Origin of the sequence: Mucilaginibacter calamicampi, assembly GCF_042676765.1 — a bacterium.
Lineage (GTDB): Bacteria > Bacteroidota > Bacteroidia > Sphingobacteriales > Sphingobacteriaceae > Mucilaginibacter > Mucilaginibacter calamicampi.
This window is the reverse complement of record NZ_JBHTHU010000020.1, coordinates 124,057-141,611: the sequence shown is the minus strand read 5'-3', so window position 1 is coordinate 141,611 and position 17,555 is coordinate 124,057. Positions and strand designations below refer to the sequence as shown.

Genomic DNA, 17,555 nt, shown 5'->3' with positions numbered 1-17,555 from the left:
ATAACAAATCAATACAAATCCGAAATCGAACATCCGAACTCCGAAATCAATCTATATTAAATCAATCAATCTTTATCCCTTTATAATACTCAGCATTTGTATAATCTTTCCTTAACGGATACCCTTCCCAATCATCCGGTAATAAAATACGGCGCAGGTCAGGGTGCCCTTCAAAAAATATCCCTACCAGGTCGTAAGCCTCGCGCTCATGCCAATCGGCTGTGCGATAAACATCTACCACGCTTTTGAATGATGGTAATTGTTCGCTCCCCCTGTTATGTATTTTGCTTATTTTTAAGGTAAGCTGTAATTGGTAGGGGATGGATGATAGGTGATAAACCACTTCAAAGCGACCGTCTTCTTCACCATGATCAACGCCGGTAAGGCATGATAGGAAATCGAAATAAGTTAGCGGATTATTGCGCAGCTCCAGGCAAACATCAGCTATCAGATCGGGTGCTATCAGCAGCGCGGGTTGCAGGCCCCCGGTTTCTTCGCCAACTATTGCCGCTGCACCAAACTTATCCGTTATTACTTGTTTGATATTTTCAAAACTCATGGTGCCAGGCGTACTTTTTTCCAGGTTTTATTGTCAACTTTTTTATAAACAATACGATCGTGCAGGCGGCTTGGCCGTCCCTGCCAAAACTCAATTACACGGGGTTTTAAAATATATCCACCCCAATGTGCAGGTTTTAACACATCCTTGTCTTTGTACTCATTTTCCATTTTCACCATCCGGCTGTCCAACTCGCCGCGACTGCCAATTTCCTGGCTTTGTGGCGAAACAACAGCGCTTATCTGGCTACCTTTGGGTCTTGAGTTGAAATACCTGTCGGATTGTACCTTGCTTAGTTTTTCTATAGTACCCTCTATGCGTACCTGGCGTTCCAGCTCGCCCCAGAAAAAAGTAAGCGCGCCCATAGGGTTTTTAGCTATTTCGCGGCCTTTTCGGCTCAGGTAATTGGTGTAAAACGAAAAACCATCCGGGTTGTAATCCTTCAATAAAACTATCCTCGCAGATGGCCGCCCATCTGTAGTAGCGGTGGATAGCGTCATGGCGTTTGGCTCAAGCGCGTTTGCGGCTACCGCCTCATTAAACCAGTTATCAAATTGTTTAATCGGGTTAGCGTCGCTGTCCTTTTCAGACAGCGATGCGGCGCTGTAATCCTGCCTTAAATTTTGTAGTTCTTCGCGGTTCATTAAACGCAAACTTACAAATTAATTAAGGCCTAATACTTAATATTGTACAGCAAAATATAGTTTAGGCAATAATTTACTTTTGGCTTGTTAATTGCGTCTATATTATATAAAAATAAAGACTATGTTAAATTCAGTTACACCAACAGCGGGCGGATTGCTAATATCAGAGCCCTTTATGATGGACCCTAACTTTAAAAGATCGGTTATTTTATTGACCGAGTATGCCGATATTGGTGTGATGGGATTTATCCTGAACCATCAAAGCGACTATTTATTGGGCGATGTTTTGCCTGATGTTTCCTATTCAGAGATCCCGGTTTTTACCGGCGGACCGGTAGCGGCAAATACCCTGCATTTTATACATCGTGCGCCTGAGAAAATTGAAGGCGGTATTGAGTTAACTGACGGAATTTATTGGGGCGGCGATTTTGAACAGGTAAAAGAGTTAGTAAGCAGCTACCAATTGAACGAAACAGAGATAAAGTTTTTTATGGGATATTCAGGCTGGACACCCGAACAACTATCCGGAGAGATACAAGAGAACAGCTGGTTGGTAACAGATAAATTTAACAGCGAAATGTTGTTTAACAGCAACGATCAGCAAATGTGGAAACAGGTTATAATTAGCATGGGGCAGCGCTTTGCGCATATTGCTAATTTTCCGGAGAATCCACAGCTGAATTAAGCGTTCGCGGGGTTAGTGGTGTATTAGTTGATGGTGGTGTAGCGTAGAACCATATTTTACCGTTTCACAGTAAAACATGTTCAACAAATCATCTGCCATGACAAAAAAGATATTTATATTATTGATGATAGCCTGTTGTTTAGGCTGTAAAAAAAGACAAACCGAGGTAATAGATTGCCCTGCCAAGATGTGCACCCTGAACTTTGCCTCAATAACTGTGCAGTTTCAGGATAAGGATGGAAATGTGATTACAGTAAAAGATTTTACTGTAGTTAATCAGCGAACCAAAGAAAATTTGACCGTAACAAGTGCAAAAATTAACGATGCAGGTGACTATATGATTGTTCACGACGGTATGCGCAGCAAATTGTCAAGCGAAGGTGATGACATAGTTGTAACAGCAACTAATCCAACAAATGGGCAAACAAAAACCGCCACTTATAAAATATCAGGGGGATGTAGTTGCCATGTATATCGGATATCGGGGCCGCAGGTTATTAAGTTTGATTAGACGGGTGGTAATTACTTCCCCATTTCTTCAGCCGATTCCTCCACCTTTTTCTTCAAATCCTCTTTAAAGGCGATAAGATTCTTTACAACTGTTTCATCAGCGGTTGATATGATCTGCGCAGCCAATATGCCCGCGTTTTTAGCGGCATTAAGCGCTACTGTTGCTACCGGAATGCCATTAGGCATTTGGAGGATAGAAAGGATAGAATCCCAGCCATCAATAGAGTTACTTGACTTTACCGGAACACCAATAACAGGCAAATGAGTTAATGATGCCACCATACCCGGTAAATGCGCCGCACCACCGGCACCGGCAATAATTACCTTAATACCACGCCCTGCAGCTTCGCGGGCGTAGGTAAACATACGGTCGGGTGTGCGGTGGGCAGATACCACGGTTATCTCATATTCAACACCTAACGCTTTTAAAACATCTGCGGCATCCTGCATAACCGGAAGATCCGATTTGCTGCCCATTATAATTCCTACTTTTGGTTGGGTCATGTTGTGTTTAGTTATCAAGCATTAACTGTTTTCTTTTCAAAGGATCTGCGTTCATCAAATTTATTATCAGCCATTCAATCTTTTCCTGATCGCTTTTTTTTAACTGCCCTAAAGATAAATTCACTTCTTGAAAGCCCATTGCTTTGGATAAATTTTTTAGATTTTTATTTCCTTTTAGTAACGGAATCGCTTTTTCGTCTAATACAATACATATAAATTTTTGACCGTGAATATCGGCCCGATAGGCGTCTTGAACTAATTCCCAATTTACCATTTCTTTATACGCCATGCGATCAAAAATACCAAGTTCATTAATAATGATCTGCGGTCTGCGGTCGAACAGATGAAACAAAGCTACAGGTATGGCAAGTCCAAAAAAACAAAGGCTGAACCACGCAAACCATAAAGGCATTGTGTTAGCATGATTTACAATATCGAAAAGGCTAAAAGCTATAAAGGGCGAAGCCAACAGCAACAACTTAAGTGCTTTAAGCGATGATTTGTAAAATTTTAGTTCAATCAAATTCTTAAAAACTTACTAACTAATAACCCTCAATGTTTTTTGCACAAACCTTGCCTTCTCAATAGCATTCTCTCTATCTGCGTCAATAATAGTAACATGCCCCATTTTACGGAAAGGCTTGGTTAAGGCTTTGCCATATAAATGTACATATACGCCCGGGCATTTTAATATCTTTTCAATGCCTTGATAAACCGCCGGTCCTTCGTGGCCTTCTTCGCCTAAAACGTTTACCATTATGGCGTTGTTAAGACAGGCGGTGTCGCCCAGAGGTTGATCAAATATCGCCCGTAAATGCTGCTCAAATTGTGATACTACATTGCCCTCAATACTTTGATGCCCGCTGTTATGGGGGCGCGGTGCCAGTTCGTTCACCAATATCTGCCCGTCTTTGGTTAAAAACATTTCAACGGCCAATAAACCTACAATTTTCAGGTCGTCGGCTATTTTTTTAGCAATTGTTTCAGCTTGCTGGTGTATTTCAAACGGCAGGGTAGAGGGTGTTATCAGAAACTCCACCAGGTTAACATCGGGATTAAACTCCATCTCCACCATCGGGAAGGCGCTGATATCGCCGCTTTCATTACGTGCTACAATAACGCCTATTTCCTTTTCAAAATCTACCCATTGCTCAATTAAGCTCGGTTCTTTAAAAGCATCTTTCAGGTAAGATTCATCCACTACTTTATAAACTCCGCGCCCATCGTAGCCATCGCGCCTTAATTTTTGAATGTAAGGAAAGGGCATTGTTGTTTGCTCCAGTTCAGCCGGCGAAGAGATCACCTGGAAAGGCGCGGTTGGGATATCATTTTGTTTAAAGAATTGCTTTTGCAAACCTTTATCCTGTATAAGCCTTATAACGCGTGCCTGCGGGTACACAACTACACCCTCTTTTTCTAACTGCTCAAGCGCATCAACATTTACCTTCTCTATCTCAATGGTAAGCAGGTCAACCTTTTTGCCGAAATTGTAAACGGTATTGTAGTCGTTTAGTGCACCAACCACAAACTCATCACACAGTTTGCGGCAAGGCGCCTCGCGATCAGGGTCAAGCACTTTAACCGTAACGTTATAATTAATAGCCTGTTGTATCAGCATGCGGCCCAGTTGTCCGCCGCCCAAAATGCCCAGTTTAAGGTCTCCGTAAAATGTTTTCATTTGCAACTGCAAGTTTACCCAAAATAGGTTAAAAAGCCTAAGGTGTTCTGCTATCTGTCTGCATGCAGCTTCTTATCCGCTATCAGCGCAATCGGCAACCCAACACAGATAATCAAAACTAATAAGGCCTTTATAACAGCAAACGCTTCAAATTTGTGCGGACCTATTTTGCTTAACGGCACCACTATCATATTCATAACCAGCCAGGTTATGCCGCCGTAAACGTTGGCAACAACGTACTTGTTTTTTAAAATCGACAAGCTAAAAGGATAAAGCATGTAAAATGCTGTTGCAAACAACCAGGCAATAAGGTAGTGAAATACAATACCCGCAACTACCATTTCCGCGCCACCTTTAAATGCATCCTGACCAAATGCGCCGCTGGCAATAAACTTGAAAATAGGCGCGGGACCCACGTTGTAGTTAAGCAATAGTGCCGCAAGTCCATCTAAAGAGCCTACCAAAAAGCCCACCCAAAGGATGTTTTTTAAGGCGTTCTTTCTGTATGCGGTTAAATTCGGCATTATAGGTTGATCAATTGTTCGCCTTCTATTTTCTTTTGAAGCTCTAATATACCACCTATCAAAGCTTCTGGGCGGGGCGGGCAGCCTTGCACGTATATATCAACAGGAATTACCCGATCAACACCCTTAACCACATGGTAGCCATGCTGCCAATACGGCCCACCACAATTAGAGCACGATCCCATAGAGATAACATATTTTGGCTCGGGCATTTGCTCATATAGTAGTTTAATGCGCTCGGCCATTTTAAAAGTAACTGTTCCGGCTATGATGATAACATCCGCCTGGCGCGCAGATGCACGAGGGAAGACGCCAAAACGTTCCAGATCATAAGTTGAAGCATATGAAGCCATCATTTCAATGGCGCAGCAGGCAATACCAAATTGCAATGGCCATACGGAAGATAACCTCGACCAGTTAAGCAGATCATTTAGTTTGGTTACTACAAAACCACCGCCTTCGTTGCTGATATCACTCATCGCTTGCCGGTTTTTTAAAACTTGGTTTAAACATGGGCTTTCTTACGGGTGCATCGCCTGATGACTGTTCAGCAACCGGGGCAGCAACTACGGCAGAAACAACAGCAGGTGCTACCTCAAACTTTTTAACGGTGTAAGCACTTTGCTGCCGATTAACTTTTTCATACAATGCTGCCGGAATACTTACATTGGTAGTTGGCACAGTAGGGTTGGGTTTTATCCAATCCAGATCGCCTTTTACCCAAACGTAAACCAAACCTAATATTAATATACCCAAAAATATAAACATCTCGGCTAAAGAGAACCATCCCCAATTTGGTGCGGCCGCAATAATTTCGTGATTACCGAACACCGTTGCCCAGGGGAAAATAAATACCATCTCCACATCAAACAACAAGAAAACCAACGCGATAACATAAAAACGTGAGTTAAATGGCAGCCAGGCATTGCCGGTTGGCTCCTCGCCGCATTCGTAGGAGGATAGCTTAATTGGGTTAGGTTTATTGGTAGATAAAATACGGTTAACCAGGAAGCCAACGCAAACCATAATTATTCCCGCAATTAAAAAGATAAGTATCTTGCCAAATTCTGATATTTGCGAAACTTCACCCATGTCTGCAAAATTAATAAAACAAACCCATTTTGATGCTATAATTATCGGCGGAGGCGCATGTGGTTTGATGTGTGCAGTTCAGGCTGGTTTTTTAGGTAAGCAAACCCTTATTTTGGAGAAAAACGATAAGGTGGGCGCGAAGATATTGATCAGTGGTGGTGGGCGCTGTAACTACACTAACTTATATGCATCGCATCAGCAATTTATAAGCGAGAACGAACATTTTGTAAAGTCGGCTTTTGCGCAGTGGACTGTGGACGACACCATTAGTTTTTTTGAAACCTATGGCATAACGGGCAAAGAAAAAACGTTGGGTCAGTTGTTTCCGCAAAGCGATAAGGCACGCGATGTAGTAAAAGTGTTTACTGATCTATGTCACGATCTTGGTCAGCAGATTCAATGCAATGCCGACGTAAAACAAGTTGAGCAAACAGCCGAGGGTTTTAAGATAGTTTACGAAAGCTATGGCGAGGAAGCAGAACTAACCGCGCCAAGGGTGGTTATAGCATCAGGCGGCCTGCCCATAGCTAAAATGGGCGCTACAGATTTTGGCCTGCGCACCGCGCGTAAATTCAACCTGAATATTGTTAATACAGCGCCGGCGCTGGTACCGCTAACCATTACCGGGAAAGATCAACCCTGGTATGAGCAGCTATCCGGCAACAGTATTTTTTGCCGGGTGTGGAATGACAGGGCCAGCTTTGACGAGAACATTTTGTTCACCCATTGGGGCTTGAGCGGGCCTGCTATTTTGCAGATATCATCCTATTGGCGGCCGGGCGAGTTTATTTATATCGATCTGTTGCCTGATCAGGATATTACCCAACTTATACAAGAGGAGCGCACGGTCAACGGCAAAAAGATGCTTTTGAATTTTCTTACAACCTTTTACACCCGCAAGTTTGTTGAGGCGTTGAGCAACCATTTGCCGGTTGAAAAGAACCTGGCATCGTTAAGTAAAACTGATCTGGAGAGCATTCATAACCTCATCCACAATTTTAAGGTAAAGCCTGCCGGCGATAAGGGTTATGATAAGGCCGAGGTAATGCGCGGAGGTGTATCGACTGAGGAACTGTACTCAAAAACACTGGAAGTTAAAAAAATACCGGGCCTGTTCTTTGGCGGCGAATGCGTTGATGTTACCGGATGGCTGGGTGGTTATAATTTTCAGTGGGCCTGGGCAAGCGGGTTTGTAATAGCCCAAAATATTTAGCGGCGACGCGCGCGCTCATCTTCCAGCTTGTGGTAGTAAGCTATTATCTTCTCCATATCGCGAAGCGTTACTTTGCCACTTCGTAATTGCTCAACTGCAGCGGGTTCGTCGCCCATCACCTCAATCATCACATCAATAAAGTTCTCTTCTGTAATGGCTTTCATTCCGTTGGTGCTTTCGCCGTATAGGTAGGCTATATGCGTACCCCCGCCACCGCGGTTACGGCCTAAGTTGATAGATACACCGCCACCTAAGCCGCCACCCAAACCCCCGCTACCGTAGCCTGTGCTCAGGGCCGGGTTTACAGAGACTGCCTTTTGCCTGGCGTTTATGTTGCCTACCTTTGCCATGTACAATTTCAAGGGTGCGTTTATGGCTACGCGTATAAAGTCCATTTGCTCGCTTGCCCAATCGTCTGTAAGTGAAACGGAAACAACAAAACTATCCCGGCCAACCACGTACGATTTCATGTCGCTGGCACTAAGTTTCATGGGCTTGTCTTTTTCGTATTCCTTAAACTCAATAAAGGCCTCGTTTTTTATAGGCCCCTTGCCCGATGGAGTTTGGTTTACGTAGCCCACATTTTTTACACCCCGCTTATCATAAAAATAGCCCTGCTGCCATTTTTGGGCAATGGCACTAAAGCTTAGCAGGCTCAATAATAAAATGGGTGTAATATGGCGTATCATACTAAAACACAAATAACGTAATTTTAGGCATATTTAATATAGTATGACCGTTGATTTAAGAAGCGATACCCTTACCCAACCTACACCGGGTATGTTACAGGCCATGATGAGCGCCAAGGTTGGCGATGATGTGTTTGGCGAAGACGAAACCGTTAGCCAATTGGAGGCAAAGACCGCCGCTTTATTTGGAATGGAGGCGGGTTTGTTTTGCCCATCAGGAACCATGACCAACCAGATTGCCATTAAATGCTTTACCCGGCCTATGGATGAACTGATAGCCGACCAAACCGCCCACGTTTACCGTTACGAGGGTGGAGGTATAGCTTTTAACTCGGCCGCGTCTGCAAGGTTGGTTAATGGTTACCGTGGGTTGATAACAGCTGACATGATAGCGCCAGAGATCAATGCCGATAACATACACTACCCGCGCACCAGTTTGGTTGTTTTGGAGAATACCAGTAATCGTGGGGGAGGTAGCTGCTACACGTTGGAGCAGATAAAACCCATTGCTGAACTATGCCAGGCGCGCGGACTTAAACTGCATTTAGACGGTGCCCGCATCTTTAACGCCCTGACCCATACCGGCGATAGCGCGGCCGACTATGGCCATTACTTTAATGGCATCTCCGTGTGCCTATCAAAAGGGTTGGGGGCACCGGTGGGATCGGTGTTGCTGGCGGATGCGGATACTATTAAACAGGCGAAGCGTATTCGCAAGGTGTTGGGTGGGGGATGGCGGCAGGCGGGCTTTTTGGCGGCAGCTGGTATCTATGCCTTAGATCATCACGTTGAGCGTTTAAAGATTGACCACAAGCATGCCGCCATAATTGCTGAAGCGCTTGGCCGGTGCCCCTGGGTGAGCGGTGTTTTGCCGGCCGAGACCAATATTGTGTTGTTTGATACCCTTCAACCCGCCTCTGCGGTAATTGAGCGGCTGGCGGGCAAGGGTATCAAGGCCATGGCTACCGCGCCTAACCGCATACGTTTTGTGCTGCACCTGGATGTACACCCTGAACAAGTGGAGTATGCAGTTAACGCCCTCAAGGCGCTTTGATGTGCGCGTTTTGTCCCGCGTGCGAGTGAGACAAGTTGAGACAAAGTGGGACAAGATTTTCAATAATGAGTTGGCAGTTAGTAGTTTGCAGTTTTGGGTTGGGACAAAGTGAGACTACTTATTCGTCAGGAAAGTTAGCTGTAAAATTATGTTAATTATCTGGTATTCAATGTTTTGAAGATCAGGTATTTTTTGTCCCACTAAACCAATAGCGTCAGCGTGGAAAAAACCAAAAAGTAATTACAATGAATAAAACTGCGATTTATACCATATTGACAATAGTAAAAGTTCTTATAATTATTCCAAGCATGCTTATAGTGTTCTCAAACCTGATGTTGTGGTTGAAGAATAGTGATAAAAAGAAACTGAAAAAGGCATTAATAGTATTTGCTTGCTTGTTTTTTGCCATAATTGCATTAACGGCAATTGAATTTATTGTTGCGTACAATTAACAGGTTTGGTCTAACAGGTATATAGTCTCCCCTGAAGACTACGAACAGAGCCGTTTGTAATTTATAACCAACACAGTAAAGCAACCTGAAATGCTGTCAAGCTATTCTCCGGGTTTTGTTATTAAGTTATAAACCTCCATCATATAGCGGGCTTCTTCCATCGCTTGCTGAAAGTTGTCCCAATCGTCAATACTGAACGTCATACAAATATCGCTGTGCGGTGTACGTAACACCAGGCGCTCTTCACCATCCGGAAAAGGGAACAGGCTTAGATCCACCTCCAGATTAGCCGTAAAATTCTTAAAACTTATAAATTGCTCAGGCGAAAAGTTAAGTAAAAGGGTGCGTGTCCACAAGGTAAGGATCTTACAATCCATGCATTGACTTATTATAGTAGCACCAATTTTACTGAGTATAACCGTTTCGCACATAGTGTAAATAGTGCCTGCCATACCCGTTTAAGCGTTTCCGCATTAAACAGCGGCAGGCAGGACTTTAGTTTTTTACTCTTATTTAAAGAGAACGAAACAAAGTAAGGCCTTATTTAGAATAAATCCAAATAAAAATAAAATCTGAAGGAAAGATGTAAATGTTATGGCTTCCGGCCACTATAGTTGAAATTGTGATAGTAAAAAAAGTGCTAAGCGGGTTACTTTCCCGCACCATTCCGTGTCTTATTCTTATTATGCAAATAATTAAACAAAATAACCAACCCCAGCAACACCATCCCATTCGACCCAAAAAACATGTCGGTTTTTCCCGGTACAGCGCGCCCTAAGGCATAGGTTGTAAACCACGTAAACAGGTTTACACATAAAAAAACAATGAATATGGCGCGGAGGATCTGCGTGAATGCTGTCATGCCGCTAAGATAGCTATTATTCCATTTGCGTGCTCACCGCCCAATAGTTGCCGGCAAAATCATAAAAAGCGCCGCGTTTATCCGGGTCGCCGTTTTTGTTTACCGGTTCTTCAATCAGCTCGCAGCCGTTCTCAATAGCCAGTTTAAATGTTTTCAAAACATCTGGCACGTAAAGGTGCAGCATGGTTTTTTGACCCGGATAGTCGGCGGTAGCATCGCTTATCATCAATACGCTATCGTCTATCAATACTTCCATATGCATAACAGTGCCATCCGGGCGATTATACTTTCGCAGCTCTTTAGCGTCAAAAATTGTTATTAACAGATCGGCAAGGCGCTGCGCGCCGTTAACAATAAGGTAGGGAGAAAGGGAATTGTAGTTTTCGGGTTTGTACATGGGATAGACGTTTAGCAATGCAATTTAGGTTTTTTGGACAAAAAAATAGCGATGGGTTTCAAACCCATCGCTATTGATAATATGTTATCGCTCAGAATAACAAATTGATATTACGTGACCTGGACCTGCCAACTGCCACCTAAAAACTGCCTACTGAACAGGCGGTTCCCTGTCGGCAGATTGCCTTATAACCATCCAGCCCGGGTATTCCGGTGGCAGTGCGCTTATCTCGTCAAGGCGTTTAAGTTCCTCAGCAGATAAGGCCACGTTTATAGAGTTTATATTGTCATTCAGTTGCGCAACAGTTTTAGCGCCTATAATGGTGCTGGTAACGCCTTTTTGCAAACGTACCCATGCCAATGCTACTTGCGCTACTGATACGCCGTGCTGTTTGCCAATTTCGGTCAGCACATCAATTATATCATAGGCCCTGTCTTTATTTATCGGCGGGAAATCAAACTTGGCGCGGCGCGAATCGCTGTCGGTAGCGTCGCTGCGGGTAAACTTGCCCGATAGGAAACCACCTGCCAGCGGGCTCCATGGCATAATGGCCATGTTTTGGTCAATAGACAATGGTACAACCTCGCGCTCAATATCGCGGGTGGATAACGAGTAGTAATACTGCATGCCTACAAATTTATTCCAGCCGTATTTGTCGGCTATGCCCTGTGCTTTCATTACCATCCAGGCGGGCCAGTTACAAATGGATATATAGCGCACCTTGCCGGTCATTACAATATCGTTCAGCGCGCGTACGGTTTCTTCAATTGGTGTTTTCAGGTCGGTGCCGTGCACATATAGCAGATCAATATGGTCTATCTGCATACGCTTTAAGCTGGCATCAACAGACTGAAAAATGTTTAAACGGCTTAAGCCAACATCGTTAACGCCTTTGCTCATGCGGCCCCGCACCTTGGTAGCAATAACCAGATCGTTACGTTTAAGGCCCAGATCAATTATAGACTGACCCAATAGCGTTTCTGATTCGCCAAAAGAGTAAATATTGGCAGTGTCAATGTAGTTAATTCCCGCGTCTACTACGGTTTTCATCATGGTGTTAACTTCTTCCTGCTGTACGTTGCCCATATTGGTCCATACGCCACCGTTGCTGCCGCCAAAGGTCATGGTACCAAAGCAAATTTCAGACACATAAATGCCTGTGTTTCCTAAGAGATTGTATTTCATAAATCAGATAATTTGTTGTGAAGATAAAAACTAAAATTCGGAAAATTCTCTAATAAAATGGTTAGTTAAAGGTCAAACTTAAAACTATGGTGGCTGTTGTTAGCATGTTATGAATCGCTTACAAAAGAAATTAGAAAAAATAGGCCGCGACCCTAAAATAACCGCCAAAGCCGTTGGATTGCGCTATGTGAGCGACTCTAACCCTGGTTACACACGTAAAAAAGCCGGTAAGGGCTGGAGTTATTATGATGCGGAAGGAACACTTGTAAAGGATAAGGAGCAAATACAGCGCTTTAACGCCATGGTTATCCCTCCGGCCTACACGCGGGTATGGATATCCCCTTTTGAAAACAGCCACCTGCAATTTACCGGTGTTGATGCCGCGGGCCGCAAGCAATACCGCTACCACAGCGCATGGAACAGTATTCGTAATCAATCAAAATACCATAGGCTGCAAACTTTTGCATCGCATTTACCATCAATAAGAATGCAGGTAGACAAGGACCTGGCCCGCCCTAATCTTGACCATGATAAGGTGGTAGCATTGGTAGTGCGTTTAATGGAGCTGACCAGTATAAGGGTAGGGAACGAGTCGTACAAAAAGCTGTATGGATCATTCGGCCTTACTACTTTGCAGGACAGGCACGTTAAAATTGACGGCACCCAGCTTAAATTTGAATTTAAAGGCAAAAAAGGCGTAATGCATAAAATAGCGCTGCAAAGCCGCAAGCTGGCACGCCTGGTTAAGCAGTGCAGGGACATTCCGGGTAAAGATCTTTTTCAGTATTACAATGCGGATGGAACCCGTTGTGTTATAGGATCAGGCGATGTAAACAATTACCTTAAGCAGATAACCGGCGAGGACTTTACGGCTAAGGATTTCCGCACCTGGGCAGGCAGTGTAAGCGCGCTGTATGCTTTTAAAGAAGCAGGCGAATTTGAAACCGTAAGCGAATGCAAAAAGAAAATAGTAAGTGTTTTGGATGAGGTAGCCATTAATTTAGGCAACACTCGCACGGTTTGTAAAAAGTACTACGTGCACCCCACAGTAATAAAAAGCTACGAGGAGGGCACACTGTTTAATTACATTAAGGAAATTGATGAGCACCAGGATATAAAAGCATCAGAATTAAATGTTGCCGAAAAAGCGCTGCTGGCCCTGTTGGAAAAAGAGAAACTGGCGGTGGCAAGTTAAACTCCAAACTAATAAACCGTCAATCTTGTCATTGCGAGGTACGAAGCAATCGCAAGGAGAAAAGCGGACTACATTAGTTCGCGATTGCTTCGTACCTCGCAATGACAACTTTTATTTATGTGAGGGGTGATAAAAAGAAAAACCCGCTTTCGGCGGGTTTTCTTTTTGTCGTTAATTTGTGGTCAGCAAATCAGCAACCTTTTACTTGAGCCTTTCATCGTCATTGATTTTAAACCAAGTGGCGATAAGACTACGTTGTGACACAAAAGGTTACATAAAATTTTTTTATTTCTGTTTGTCTTTATTTGTGGTAATAACCAATACGCCGTTTTTACCTTTTTCTCCGTATTTTTCGGTAGCTGTATTGCCGGATAAATAAACTACAGACCCATTGAAAGATTTAAGGTCTTTTTGATTAACCTCTTTACCATCCACTACATAAAGCGGTTGAACAGGCGTGGTTTGCTTGCCATTAGCATCAGTAGTTATTACGTGCCACAAACCATTAGCTTCTTGAACTGCCTGGCCCGGAAGGTAGTTGTACGTTTTGCCAAGCAGGTTTTCCGCGGCAGAGTTGTATAACGCTAAATTGTTGCCATAAGCAATCCTTTTATTATTGAGGGTATCGCCCGTTAAGCTTTTGGTTGTTCGGCTCATGTATTTATCGGCTGATGATGTTCCATAACCGGTTACTACTTTCTCGGTTAAGTTTTTGCCGGCTGATGATGTTCCATAACCGGTTACTACTTTCTCGGTTATGTTTTTGCCGGCTGAAGATATCCCATAACCGGTTACTACTTTCTCGGTTGTGTAATTTGCTCTATTTGCAGAGTCGCGTGCTGAGGTAAAAGTAAGTCCATGCATTTGCAGCGCCTTGGCTTCAGCATTCATCCTGTAAACAACATCCGCGTTTTTAAACTGTGTTGTCCTCAAGTTGTACGCAATAGGATCGAAATTTCCCAATGGCTCACCTCCAATAGTGAAAGTAATAACAGAATCTCTTTGACCGGGTCTTTTGCCGGTAACGGTTACTGTTTGGCGCTCAATTCGTGGACTGTCTATAGTAAAGGTAAGGTTGTTAACACCGGTGCCTTTTAGGGTGATAGTTTTTGTTGTGCCGTTGGTTCCTTTTTTTACAGTAACAGTGCCTGTTACCGTGCGGGTGCTTGCCGGTACGGTATCGTTGTTTAACACCGCATTGTTTATAGTTTTCACCGCATCCGCAACAGCTTTAAAAGCCGGGTTGGTTTTCACCGTTTCGGCTTTTGAAAGACTGAAGGCGAACAAACTTACCATAACCAGCGGCACCAAGAACGCGTAGCGGGTAAGTGTTATTTTTGAGGATCTTTTAGCGTTCATCATCATAATTCTTTTTTTTAAGGTTGAAAAATTAAAATTGCTGGTAATGGCGGGGGCGGGCTGGTTAAAAGTTATATTAAGCAGGCTGTATTGATACGCTTTGCTATCCATCCCTTTCAGCAATATTTTACGGTCGGTTATAAACTCAATGTTCTCGCGCACGGCCCGTTTCATCATCCATATGCCGGGGTTGAACCAGTAGAATATCACGCTTATCTCGGTCAATAAAATATCCAATGTATGCCATTCATCCACGTGTACCTGCTCATGTGCCAACACATTTTTAAGGTCGGTTGCGCTTAGTTTTTCGGGGTTTACATAAATGCTTTTCCAGAACGAGAAAGGGCTGATATCGCCTTTTACAACACGAATGTTTTGCCCGTTTATACTGGTAGGCGTTGATCTGTTATAGATCTTATATAACGATGTCAATTGAAACAGCAGTCGCAAAGCAAACAGCACAGCGCCGGTCCAAAAAAGTAGTTCCAACCATTTCCAGTAAGCGGCTTGTTGTATAAAGTGCCGGGCGGGGGCCTGCCAAACTATTATCACGTTTTGCACGGGAGCCACAATATCCTGATGCCGTTGCGCGAATACAGACAGGTCAATAAACGGATACATACTTGATACTAAAATACCCGTTACTAAATAAGCGCGGTTTAGCGTATAAAAGGTAAGCTTGCGCAGCACCAGGTAATAACCCAGGCAAAACAGCACCAGGGCTATGTTTACTTTTATCAGAATGGCGAAAAACTCAGGCATGGTAATTATAATTTATACGTAACAACTGATTATCCAATCACTGATCAACTACCTATTTATAGGTAGTAATGATGATAGCGCCATTTTTGGCTTTTTCGCCATATAGCGGCACAGCAGAGGCCCCTTTTAGCAATGTAAAACTCTCAATCCGGTCGGCACTTATTTCTTTCAAACTTCTTTCTGTCTCAATTTTTCCGTCAACTACAATAAGCTTGTCATATAAATCCCCGTTGCTATACTTCCCATTTTTAGTTGTAATAACTATAACCCCGTTTTTGGCTCTTTCACCATAAGAGGCGTAGGCATTTATTGCACGGGCGTCTTTAAATACACTTACGGTTTCAATATCATTCGGATCTATAGAATTAATGGATGATCTTTCTCTTCCGTCTACTATTATCAACGGTGCGTCATCGCGCAATGTTGCTCCTCTAATTGTAAGGCCGGTGGTATCGGCCGGGCGTGCTGCTCTGGCTACAACGCCGTTACTAACATTACCATATCCATCGGTATACTTAAGCGATGATGCTCCACCATTAAGCGCGTTCTTTAAAGTAACTACAATAGCGCCATTCGCGTTACCTCTCCGAGCGGTACCGGCGTCCGAAATTTTTGAGAGAAAATCAGTGGCATTACCTTTAATTATATTTATTGATTCAATTTCGTTAAAATCTAATTTATTAAAGATCTGTACTGTAGCTATCCTGTTGTTAATTACGTATACTACAGAGTCGGATGAAACCAGGTTTCTTATGTTTATTGAAGGAGTTAAATTTGAGGCTGTTTGAGTAGCTACACTTTTATTTCCAACAGCATTTGCCTTTTTAGTCGGGCTGGTCTGTTTTACTGCTTTTTTAACCGGGGTAGTGTCTGCATTAAAAACGATGCTTTTAATGTTTTCTACCGCTGCAGAAACTGCCTTAAAAGTAGGACTGGCTTTTACCGTTTCGGCTTTAGAAAGACTGAAAATAAACAGACACACCACTACTACAGGCATTAAAAACGCGTAACGGGTAAGGTTTAGGTTTGAAGATCTTTTAGCGTTCATCATCATTATCCTCTTTTTTAAGGTTGAAAAATTGAAATTGCTGGTAATAGCAGGTGCCGGTTGGTTAAAGGTTACGTTAAGCAAGCTGTATTGATAGGCTTTGCTATCCATTCCTTTTTGCAATATTTTGCGGTCGGTTATAAACTCAATGTTCTCGCGCACTGCCCTTTTCATCATCCAAATGCCCGGATTGAACCAATAAAATATCACGCTTATCTCTGTTAACAAAACATCAAGGGTATGCCACTCTTTAACGTGCACCTGCTCGTGCTCTATAATGTTGTTCAGGTCGCCGGCACTTAGCTTTTCGGGGTTGATATAAATGCTTTGCCAAAAAGAAAAAGGACTGATATCGCCATTTACAACCCGAATAATTTGTCCGTTTATCTCCCGTTTGGTTGAGCGGCTATATATTTTATACAGCGATACCAATTGAAACAACAATCGAATGGTAAATAAAGCTGCTCCGGTCCAGAACAAAACCTCCAGCCAGTTCCAATAAGCGGCCTGCTTTATAAAATGCTCAGCCGGTGCCTGCCATATTATAACTACATTTTGTACAGGTGCCACTATATCCTGATGCCGTTGCGCAAATACCGACAGATCAATAAACGGGTAAATACTTGAGAATATAATACCCCCAACCAGGTAAACGCGGTTAAGCGTATAAAATGTTAGCTTGCGCAGCACCAGGTAATAGCCCAGGCAAAATAGCGCCAAGGCTATGTTTACTTTTATTAGCAGCGTGAATAATTCTGGCATGGCGGCTATTTTTTAGGATTTTCTATCATGTTGATGATCTCTTTCAATTCGCTGGCGCTTATCTTTTTTTCCTTAGCAAAAAAGGTAACCAGGTCTTTGTATGAATTTTCAAAGTAATCGCTCACAAAGCCATTCATAAACTTCTTTTTATATTCCTCCTCTTTTATAAGGGGTTTATATTGGTAGGAGTTACCCAATTTGTCGCTCTTTAAAAAGCCTTTCCGCTCCAGGTTTTTAATAGTTGATGCCAGGGTGGTGTATGGGGGTTTTGGTTCTGCCATCTGATCTAAAAAATCTTTTATAAAACCATTACCGCATTGCCAAACGGCCTGCATTGCTTCCTCTTCCTGTTGTGATAACTTCTCCATTTTTTACGATTGT

General features: G+C 43.2%; 21 protein-coding genes. 6 read left to right on the top strand and 15 right to left on the bottom strand.

Annotated elements, in window-relative coordinates:
- Nucleotides 1-61: 61 nt before the first annotated feature.
- Nucleotides 62-559: an NADH-quinone oxidoreductase subunit C gene (locus ACFQZS_RS15525; protein ID WP_377101833.1), complete on the bottom strand. Its 498-nt coding sequence runs from the start codon at nt 557-559 to the stop codon at nt 62-64.
- Nucleotides 556-1,203, bottom strand: a complete 648-nt coding sequence (gene pdxH / locus ACFQZS_RS15520) for a pyridoxamine 5'-phosphate oxidase (RefSeq protein WP_377101832.1) — start codon at nt 1,201-1,203, stop codon at nt 556-558. The genes ACFQZS_RS15525 and pdxH overlap by 4 nt, the downstream gene beginning before the upstream one ends.
- Nucleotides 1,204-1,324: 121 nt before the next feature.
- Here pdxH and ACFQZS_RS15515 point away from each other — a divergent pair, with 121 nt between their 5' ends.
- Both ACFQZS_RS15515 and ACFQZS_RS15510 read left to right on the top strand, forming a co-directional pair.
- Nucleotides 1,325-1,888, top strand: coding sequence for a YqgE/AlgH family protein (locus tag ACFQZS_RS15515; RefSeq protein WP_377101831.1), 564 nt, complete (start codon nt 1,325-1,327; stop codon nt 1,886-1,888).
- A 76-nt stretch (nt 1,889-1,964) separates the two neighbouring features.
- The gene (locus ACFQZS_RS15510; protein ID WP_377101830.1) at nt 1,965-2,399 is read left to right on the top strand and encodes a hypothetical protein; all 435 of its coding nucleotides are present in this window, start codon (nt 1,965-1,967) and stop codon (nt 2,397-2,399) included.
- A gap of 11 nt (nt 2,400-2,410) precedes the next feature.
- Here the strand turns inward: ACFQZS_RS15510 and purE are convergent, their stop codons facing one another.
- Genes purE through ACFQZS_RS15480 form a run of 6 tightly spaced genes read right to left on the bottom strand, consistent with a single transcriptional unit; the run spans nt 2,411 to nt 6,196 of the window.
- A complete protein-coding gene (purE, locus tag ACFQZS_RS15505) occupies nt 2,411-2,902 on the bottom strand; it encodes a 5-(carboxyamino)imidazole ribonucleotide mutase (protein WP_377101829.1) in 492 nt (163 codons plus the stop codon).
- Between the two features lie 7 nt (nt 2,903-2,909).
- Complete coding sequence (locus ACFQZS_RS15500; protein ID WP_377101828.1) at nt 2,910-3,425, bottom strand: STM3941 family protein; 516 nt, start codon at nt 3,423-3,425, stop codon at nt 2,910-2,912.
- A gap of 15 nt (nt 3,426-3,440) precedes the next feature.
- Complete coding sequence (gene purK / locus ACFQZS_RS15495; protein WP_377101827.1) at nt 3,441-4,580, bottom strand: 5-(carboxyamino)imidazole ribonucleotide synthase; 1,140 nt, start codon at nt 4,578-4,580, stop codon at nt 3,441-3,443.
- 50 nt (nt 4,581-4,630) lie between these two features.
- Nucleotides 4,631-5,104: a hypothetical protein gene (locus ACFQZS_RS15490; protein WP_377101826.1), complete on the bottom strand. Its 474-nt coding sequence runs from the start codon at nt 5,102-5,104 to the stop codon at nt 4,631-4,633.
- Nucleotides 5,104-5,583 (bottom strand): NADH-quinone oxidoreductase subunit B, encoded by a 480-nt coding sequence (locus tag ACFQZS_RS15485; protein WP_377101825.1) that lies wholly within the window; start codon nt 5,581-5,583, stop codon nt 5,104-5,106. Before ACFQZS_RS15485 ends, ACFQZS_RS15490 begins: the two co-directional genes overlap by 1 nt.
- Nucleotides 5,576-6,196 (bottom strand): NADH-quinone oxidoreductase subunit A, encoded by a 621-nt coding sequence (locus tag ACFQZS_RS15480; protein WP_377101824.1) that lies wholly within the window; start codon nt 6,194-6,196, stop codon nt 5,576-5,578. Before ACFQZS_RS15480 ends, ACFQZS_RS15485 begins: the two co-directional genes overlap by 8 nt.
- Between ACFQZS_RS15480 and ACFQZS_RS15475 the strand changes: the two genes are divergently transcribed.
- Complete coding sequence (locus tag ACFQZS_RS15475) at nt 6,195-7,409, top strand: BaiN/RdsA family NAD(P)/FAD-dependent oxidoreductase (protein ID WP_377101823.1); 1,215 nt, start codon at nt 6,195-6,197, stop codon at nt 7,407-7,409. The genes ACFQZS_RS15480 and ACFQZS_RS15475 overlap by 2 nt on opposite strands.
- Here ACFQZS_RS15475 and ACFQZS_RS15470 read toward each other — a convergent pair.
- Nucleotides 7,406-8,098, bottom strand: coding sequence for a hypothetical protein (locus ACFQZS_RS15470; protein ID WP_377101822.1), 693 nt, complete (start codon nt 8,096-8,098; stop codon nt 7,406-7,408). The two genes, ACFQZS_RS15475 and ACFQZS_RS15470, sit on opposite strands and share 4 nt — an antisense overlap.
- 43 nt (nt 8,099-8,141) lie before the next feature.
- Between ACFQZS_RS15470 and ACFQZS_RS15465 the strand changes: the two genes are divergently transcribed.
- Together ACFQZS_RS15465 and ACFQZS_RS15460 are read left to right on the top strand one after the other, a co-directional pair.
- Nucleotides 8,142-9,152, top strand: coding sequence for a threonine aldolase family protein (locus tag ACFQZS_RS15465; protein ID WP_377101821.1), 1,011 nt, complete (start codon nt 8,142-8,144; stop codon nt 9,150-9,152).
- Between the two features lie 245 nt (nt 9,153-9,397).
- Complete coding sequence (locus ACFQZS_RS15460) at nt 9,398-9,604, top strand: hypothetical protein (RefSeq protein ID WP_377101820.1); 207 nt, start codon at nt 9,398-9,400, stop codon at nt 9,602-9,604.
- A gap of 101 nt (nt 9,605-9,705) precedes the next feature.
- Here the strand turns inward: ACFQZS_RS15460 and ACFQZS_RS15455 are convergent, their stop codons facing one another.
- From ACFQZS_RS15455 to ACFQZS_RS15445, 3 genes are all read right to left on the bottom strand, one after another.
- Nucleotides 9,706-10,056, bottom strand: coding sequence for a DUF6686 family protein (locus tag ACFQZS_RS15455; protein WP_377101819.1), 351 nt, complete (start codon nt 10,054-10,056; stop codon nt 9,706-9,708).
- Nucleotides 10,057-10,482: 426 nt separating this feature from the next.
- Nucleotides 10,483-10,863, bottom strand: coding sequence for a VOC family protein (locus ACFQZS_RS15450; protein WP_377101818.1), 381 nt, complete (start codon nt 10,861-10,863; stop codon nt 10,483-10,485).
- Nucleotides 10,864-11,013: 150 nt separating this feature from the next.
- A complete protein-coding gene (locus ACFQZS_RS15445) occupies nt 11,014-12,048 on the bottom strand; it encodes an aldo/keto reductase (protein WP_377101817.1) in 1,035 nt (344 codons plus the stop codon).
- A 109-nt stretch (nt 12,049-12,157) separates the two neighbouring features.
- On the opposite strand from ACFQZS_RS15445, the gene ACFQZS_RS15440 reads away from it, so the two are divergent.
- Nucleotides 12,158-13,243: a DNA topoisomerase IB gene (locus tag ACFQZS_RS15440; RefSeq protein ID WP_377101816.1), complete on the top strand. Its 1,086-nt coding sequence runs from the start codon at nt 12,158-12,160 to the stop codon at nt 13,241-13,243.
- Between the two features lie 285 nt (nt 13,244-13,528).
- Here ACFQZS_RS15440 and ACFQZS_RS15435 read toward each other — a convergent pair whose 3' ends face one another.
- From ACFQZS_RS15435 to ACFQZS_RS15425, 3 genes are read right to left on the bottom strand one after another with little or no spacing between them, the layout of a single operon-like run.
- Nucleotides 13,529-15,364 (bottom strand): M56 family metallopeptidase, encoded by a 1,836-nt coding sequence (locus ACFQZS_RS15435; protein ID WP_377101815.1) that lies wholly within the window; start codon nt 15,362-15,364, stop codon nt 13,529-13,531.
- 52 nt (nt 15,365-15,416) lie between these two features.
- Nucleotides 15,417-17,174 carry a M56 family metallopeptidase gene (locus ACFQZS_RS15430; RefSeq protein ID WP_377101813.1) on the bottom strand — a complete coding sequence of 586 codons (1,758 nt, stop codon included), beginning with the start codon at nt 17,172-17,174 and terminating at the stop codon, nt 15,417-15,419.
- A 5-nt stretch (nt 17,175-17,179) separates the two neighbouring features.
- A complete protein-coding gene (locus tag ACFQZS_RS15425) occupies nt 17,180-17,542 on the bottom strand; it encodes a BlaI/MecI/CopY family transcriptional regulator (RefSeq protein ID WP_377101812.1) in 363 nt (120 codons plus the stop codon).
- Nucleotides 17,543-17,555: the final 13 nt, after the last annotated feature.

Excerpts from the sequence above, each read along its gene's own strand:
- ACFQZS_RS15525 (WP_377101833.1), bottom strand. The coding sequence starts at position 559 with ATGAGTTTTGAAAATATCAAACAAGTAATAACGGATAAGTTTGGTGCA.
- pdxH (WP_377101832.1), bottom strand. The coding sequence starts at position 1,203 with ATGAACCGCGAAGAACTACAAAATTTAAGGCAGGATTACAGCGCCGCA.
- ACFQZS_RS15515 (WP_377101831.1), top strand. The coding sequence starts at position 1,325 with ATGTTAAATTCAGTTACACCAACAGCGGGCGGATTGCTAATATCAGAG.
- ACFQZS_RS15510 (WP_377101830.1), top strand. The coding sequence starts at position 1,965 with ATGTTCAACAAATCATCTGCCATGACAAAAAAGATATTTATATTATTG.
- purE (WP_377101829.1), bottom strand. The coding sequence starts at position 2,902 with ATGACCCAACCAAAAGTAGGAATTATAATGGGCAGCAAATCGGATCTT.
- purK (WP_377101827.1), bottom strand. The coding sequence starts at position 4,580 with ATGAAAACATTTTACGGAGACCTTAAACTGGGCATTTTGGGCGGCGGA.
- ACFQZS_RS15490 (WP_377101826.1), bottom strand. The coding sequence starts at position 5,104 with ATGCCGAATTTAACCGCATACAGAAAGAACGCCTTAAAAAACATCCTT.
- ACFQZS_RS15485 (WP_377101825.1), bottom strand. The coding sequence starts at position 5,583 with ATGAGTGATATCAGCAACGAAGGCGGTGGTTTTGTAGTAACCAAACTA.
- ACFQZS_RS15475 (WP_377101823.1), top strand. The coding sequence starts at position 6,195 with ATGTCTGCAAAATTAATAAAACAAACCCATTTTGATGCTATAATTATC.
- ACFQZS_RS15480 (WP_377101824.1), bottom strand. The coding sequence starts at position 6,196 with ATGGGTGAAGTTTCGCAAATATCAGAATTTGGCAAGATACTTATCTTT.
- ACFQZS_RS15470 (WP_377101822.1), bottom strand. The coding sequence starts at position 8,098 with ATGATACGCCATATTACACCCATTTTATTATTGAGCCTGCTAAGCTTT.
- ACFQZS_RS15465 (WP_377101821.1), top strand. The coding sequence starts at position 8,142 with ATGACCGTTGATTTAAGAAGCGATACCCTTACCCAACCTACACCGGGT.
- ACFQZS_RS15460 (WP_377101820.1), top strand. The coding sequence starts at position 9,398 with ATGAATAAAACTGCGATTTATACCATATTGACAATAGTAAAAGTTCTT.
- ACFQZS_RS15455 (WP_377101819.1), bottom strand. The coding sequence starts at position 10,056 with ATGGCAGGCACTATTTACACTATGTGCGAAACGGTTATACTCAGTAAA.
- ACFQZS_RS15450 (WP_377101818.1), bottom strand. The coding sequence starts at position 10,863 with ATGTACAAACCCGAAAACTACAATTCCCTTTCTCCCTACCTTATTGTT.
- ACFQZS_RS15445 (WP_377101817.1), bottom strand. The coding sequence starts at position 12,048 with ATGAAATACAATCTCTTAGGAAACACAGGCATTTATGTGTCTGAAATT.
- ACFQZS_RS15440 (WP_377101816.1), top strand. The coding sequence starts at position 12,158 with ATGAATCGCTTACAAAAGAAATTAGAAAAAATAGGCCGCGACCCTAAA.
- ACFQZS_RS15435 (WP_377101815.1), bottom strand. The coding sequence starts at position 15,364 with ATGCCTGAGTTTTTCGCCATTCTGATAAAAGTAAACATAGCCCTGGTG.
- ACFQZS_RS15430 (WP_377101813.1), bottom strand. The coding sequence starts at position 17,174 with ATGCCAGAATTATTCACGCTGCTAATAAAAGTAAACATAGCCTTGGCG.
- ACFQZS_RS15425 (WP_377101812.1), bottom strand. The coding sequence starts at position 17,542 with ATGGAGAAGTTATCACAACAGGAAGAGGAAGCAATGCAGGCCGTTTGG.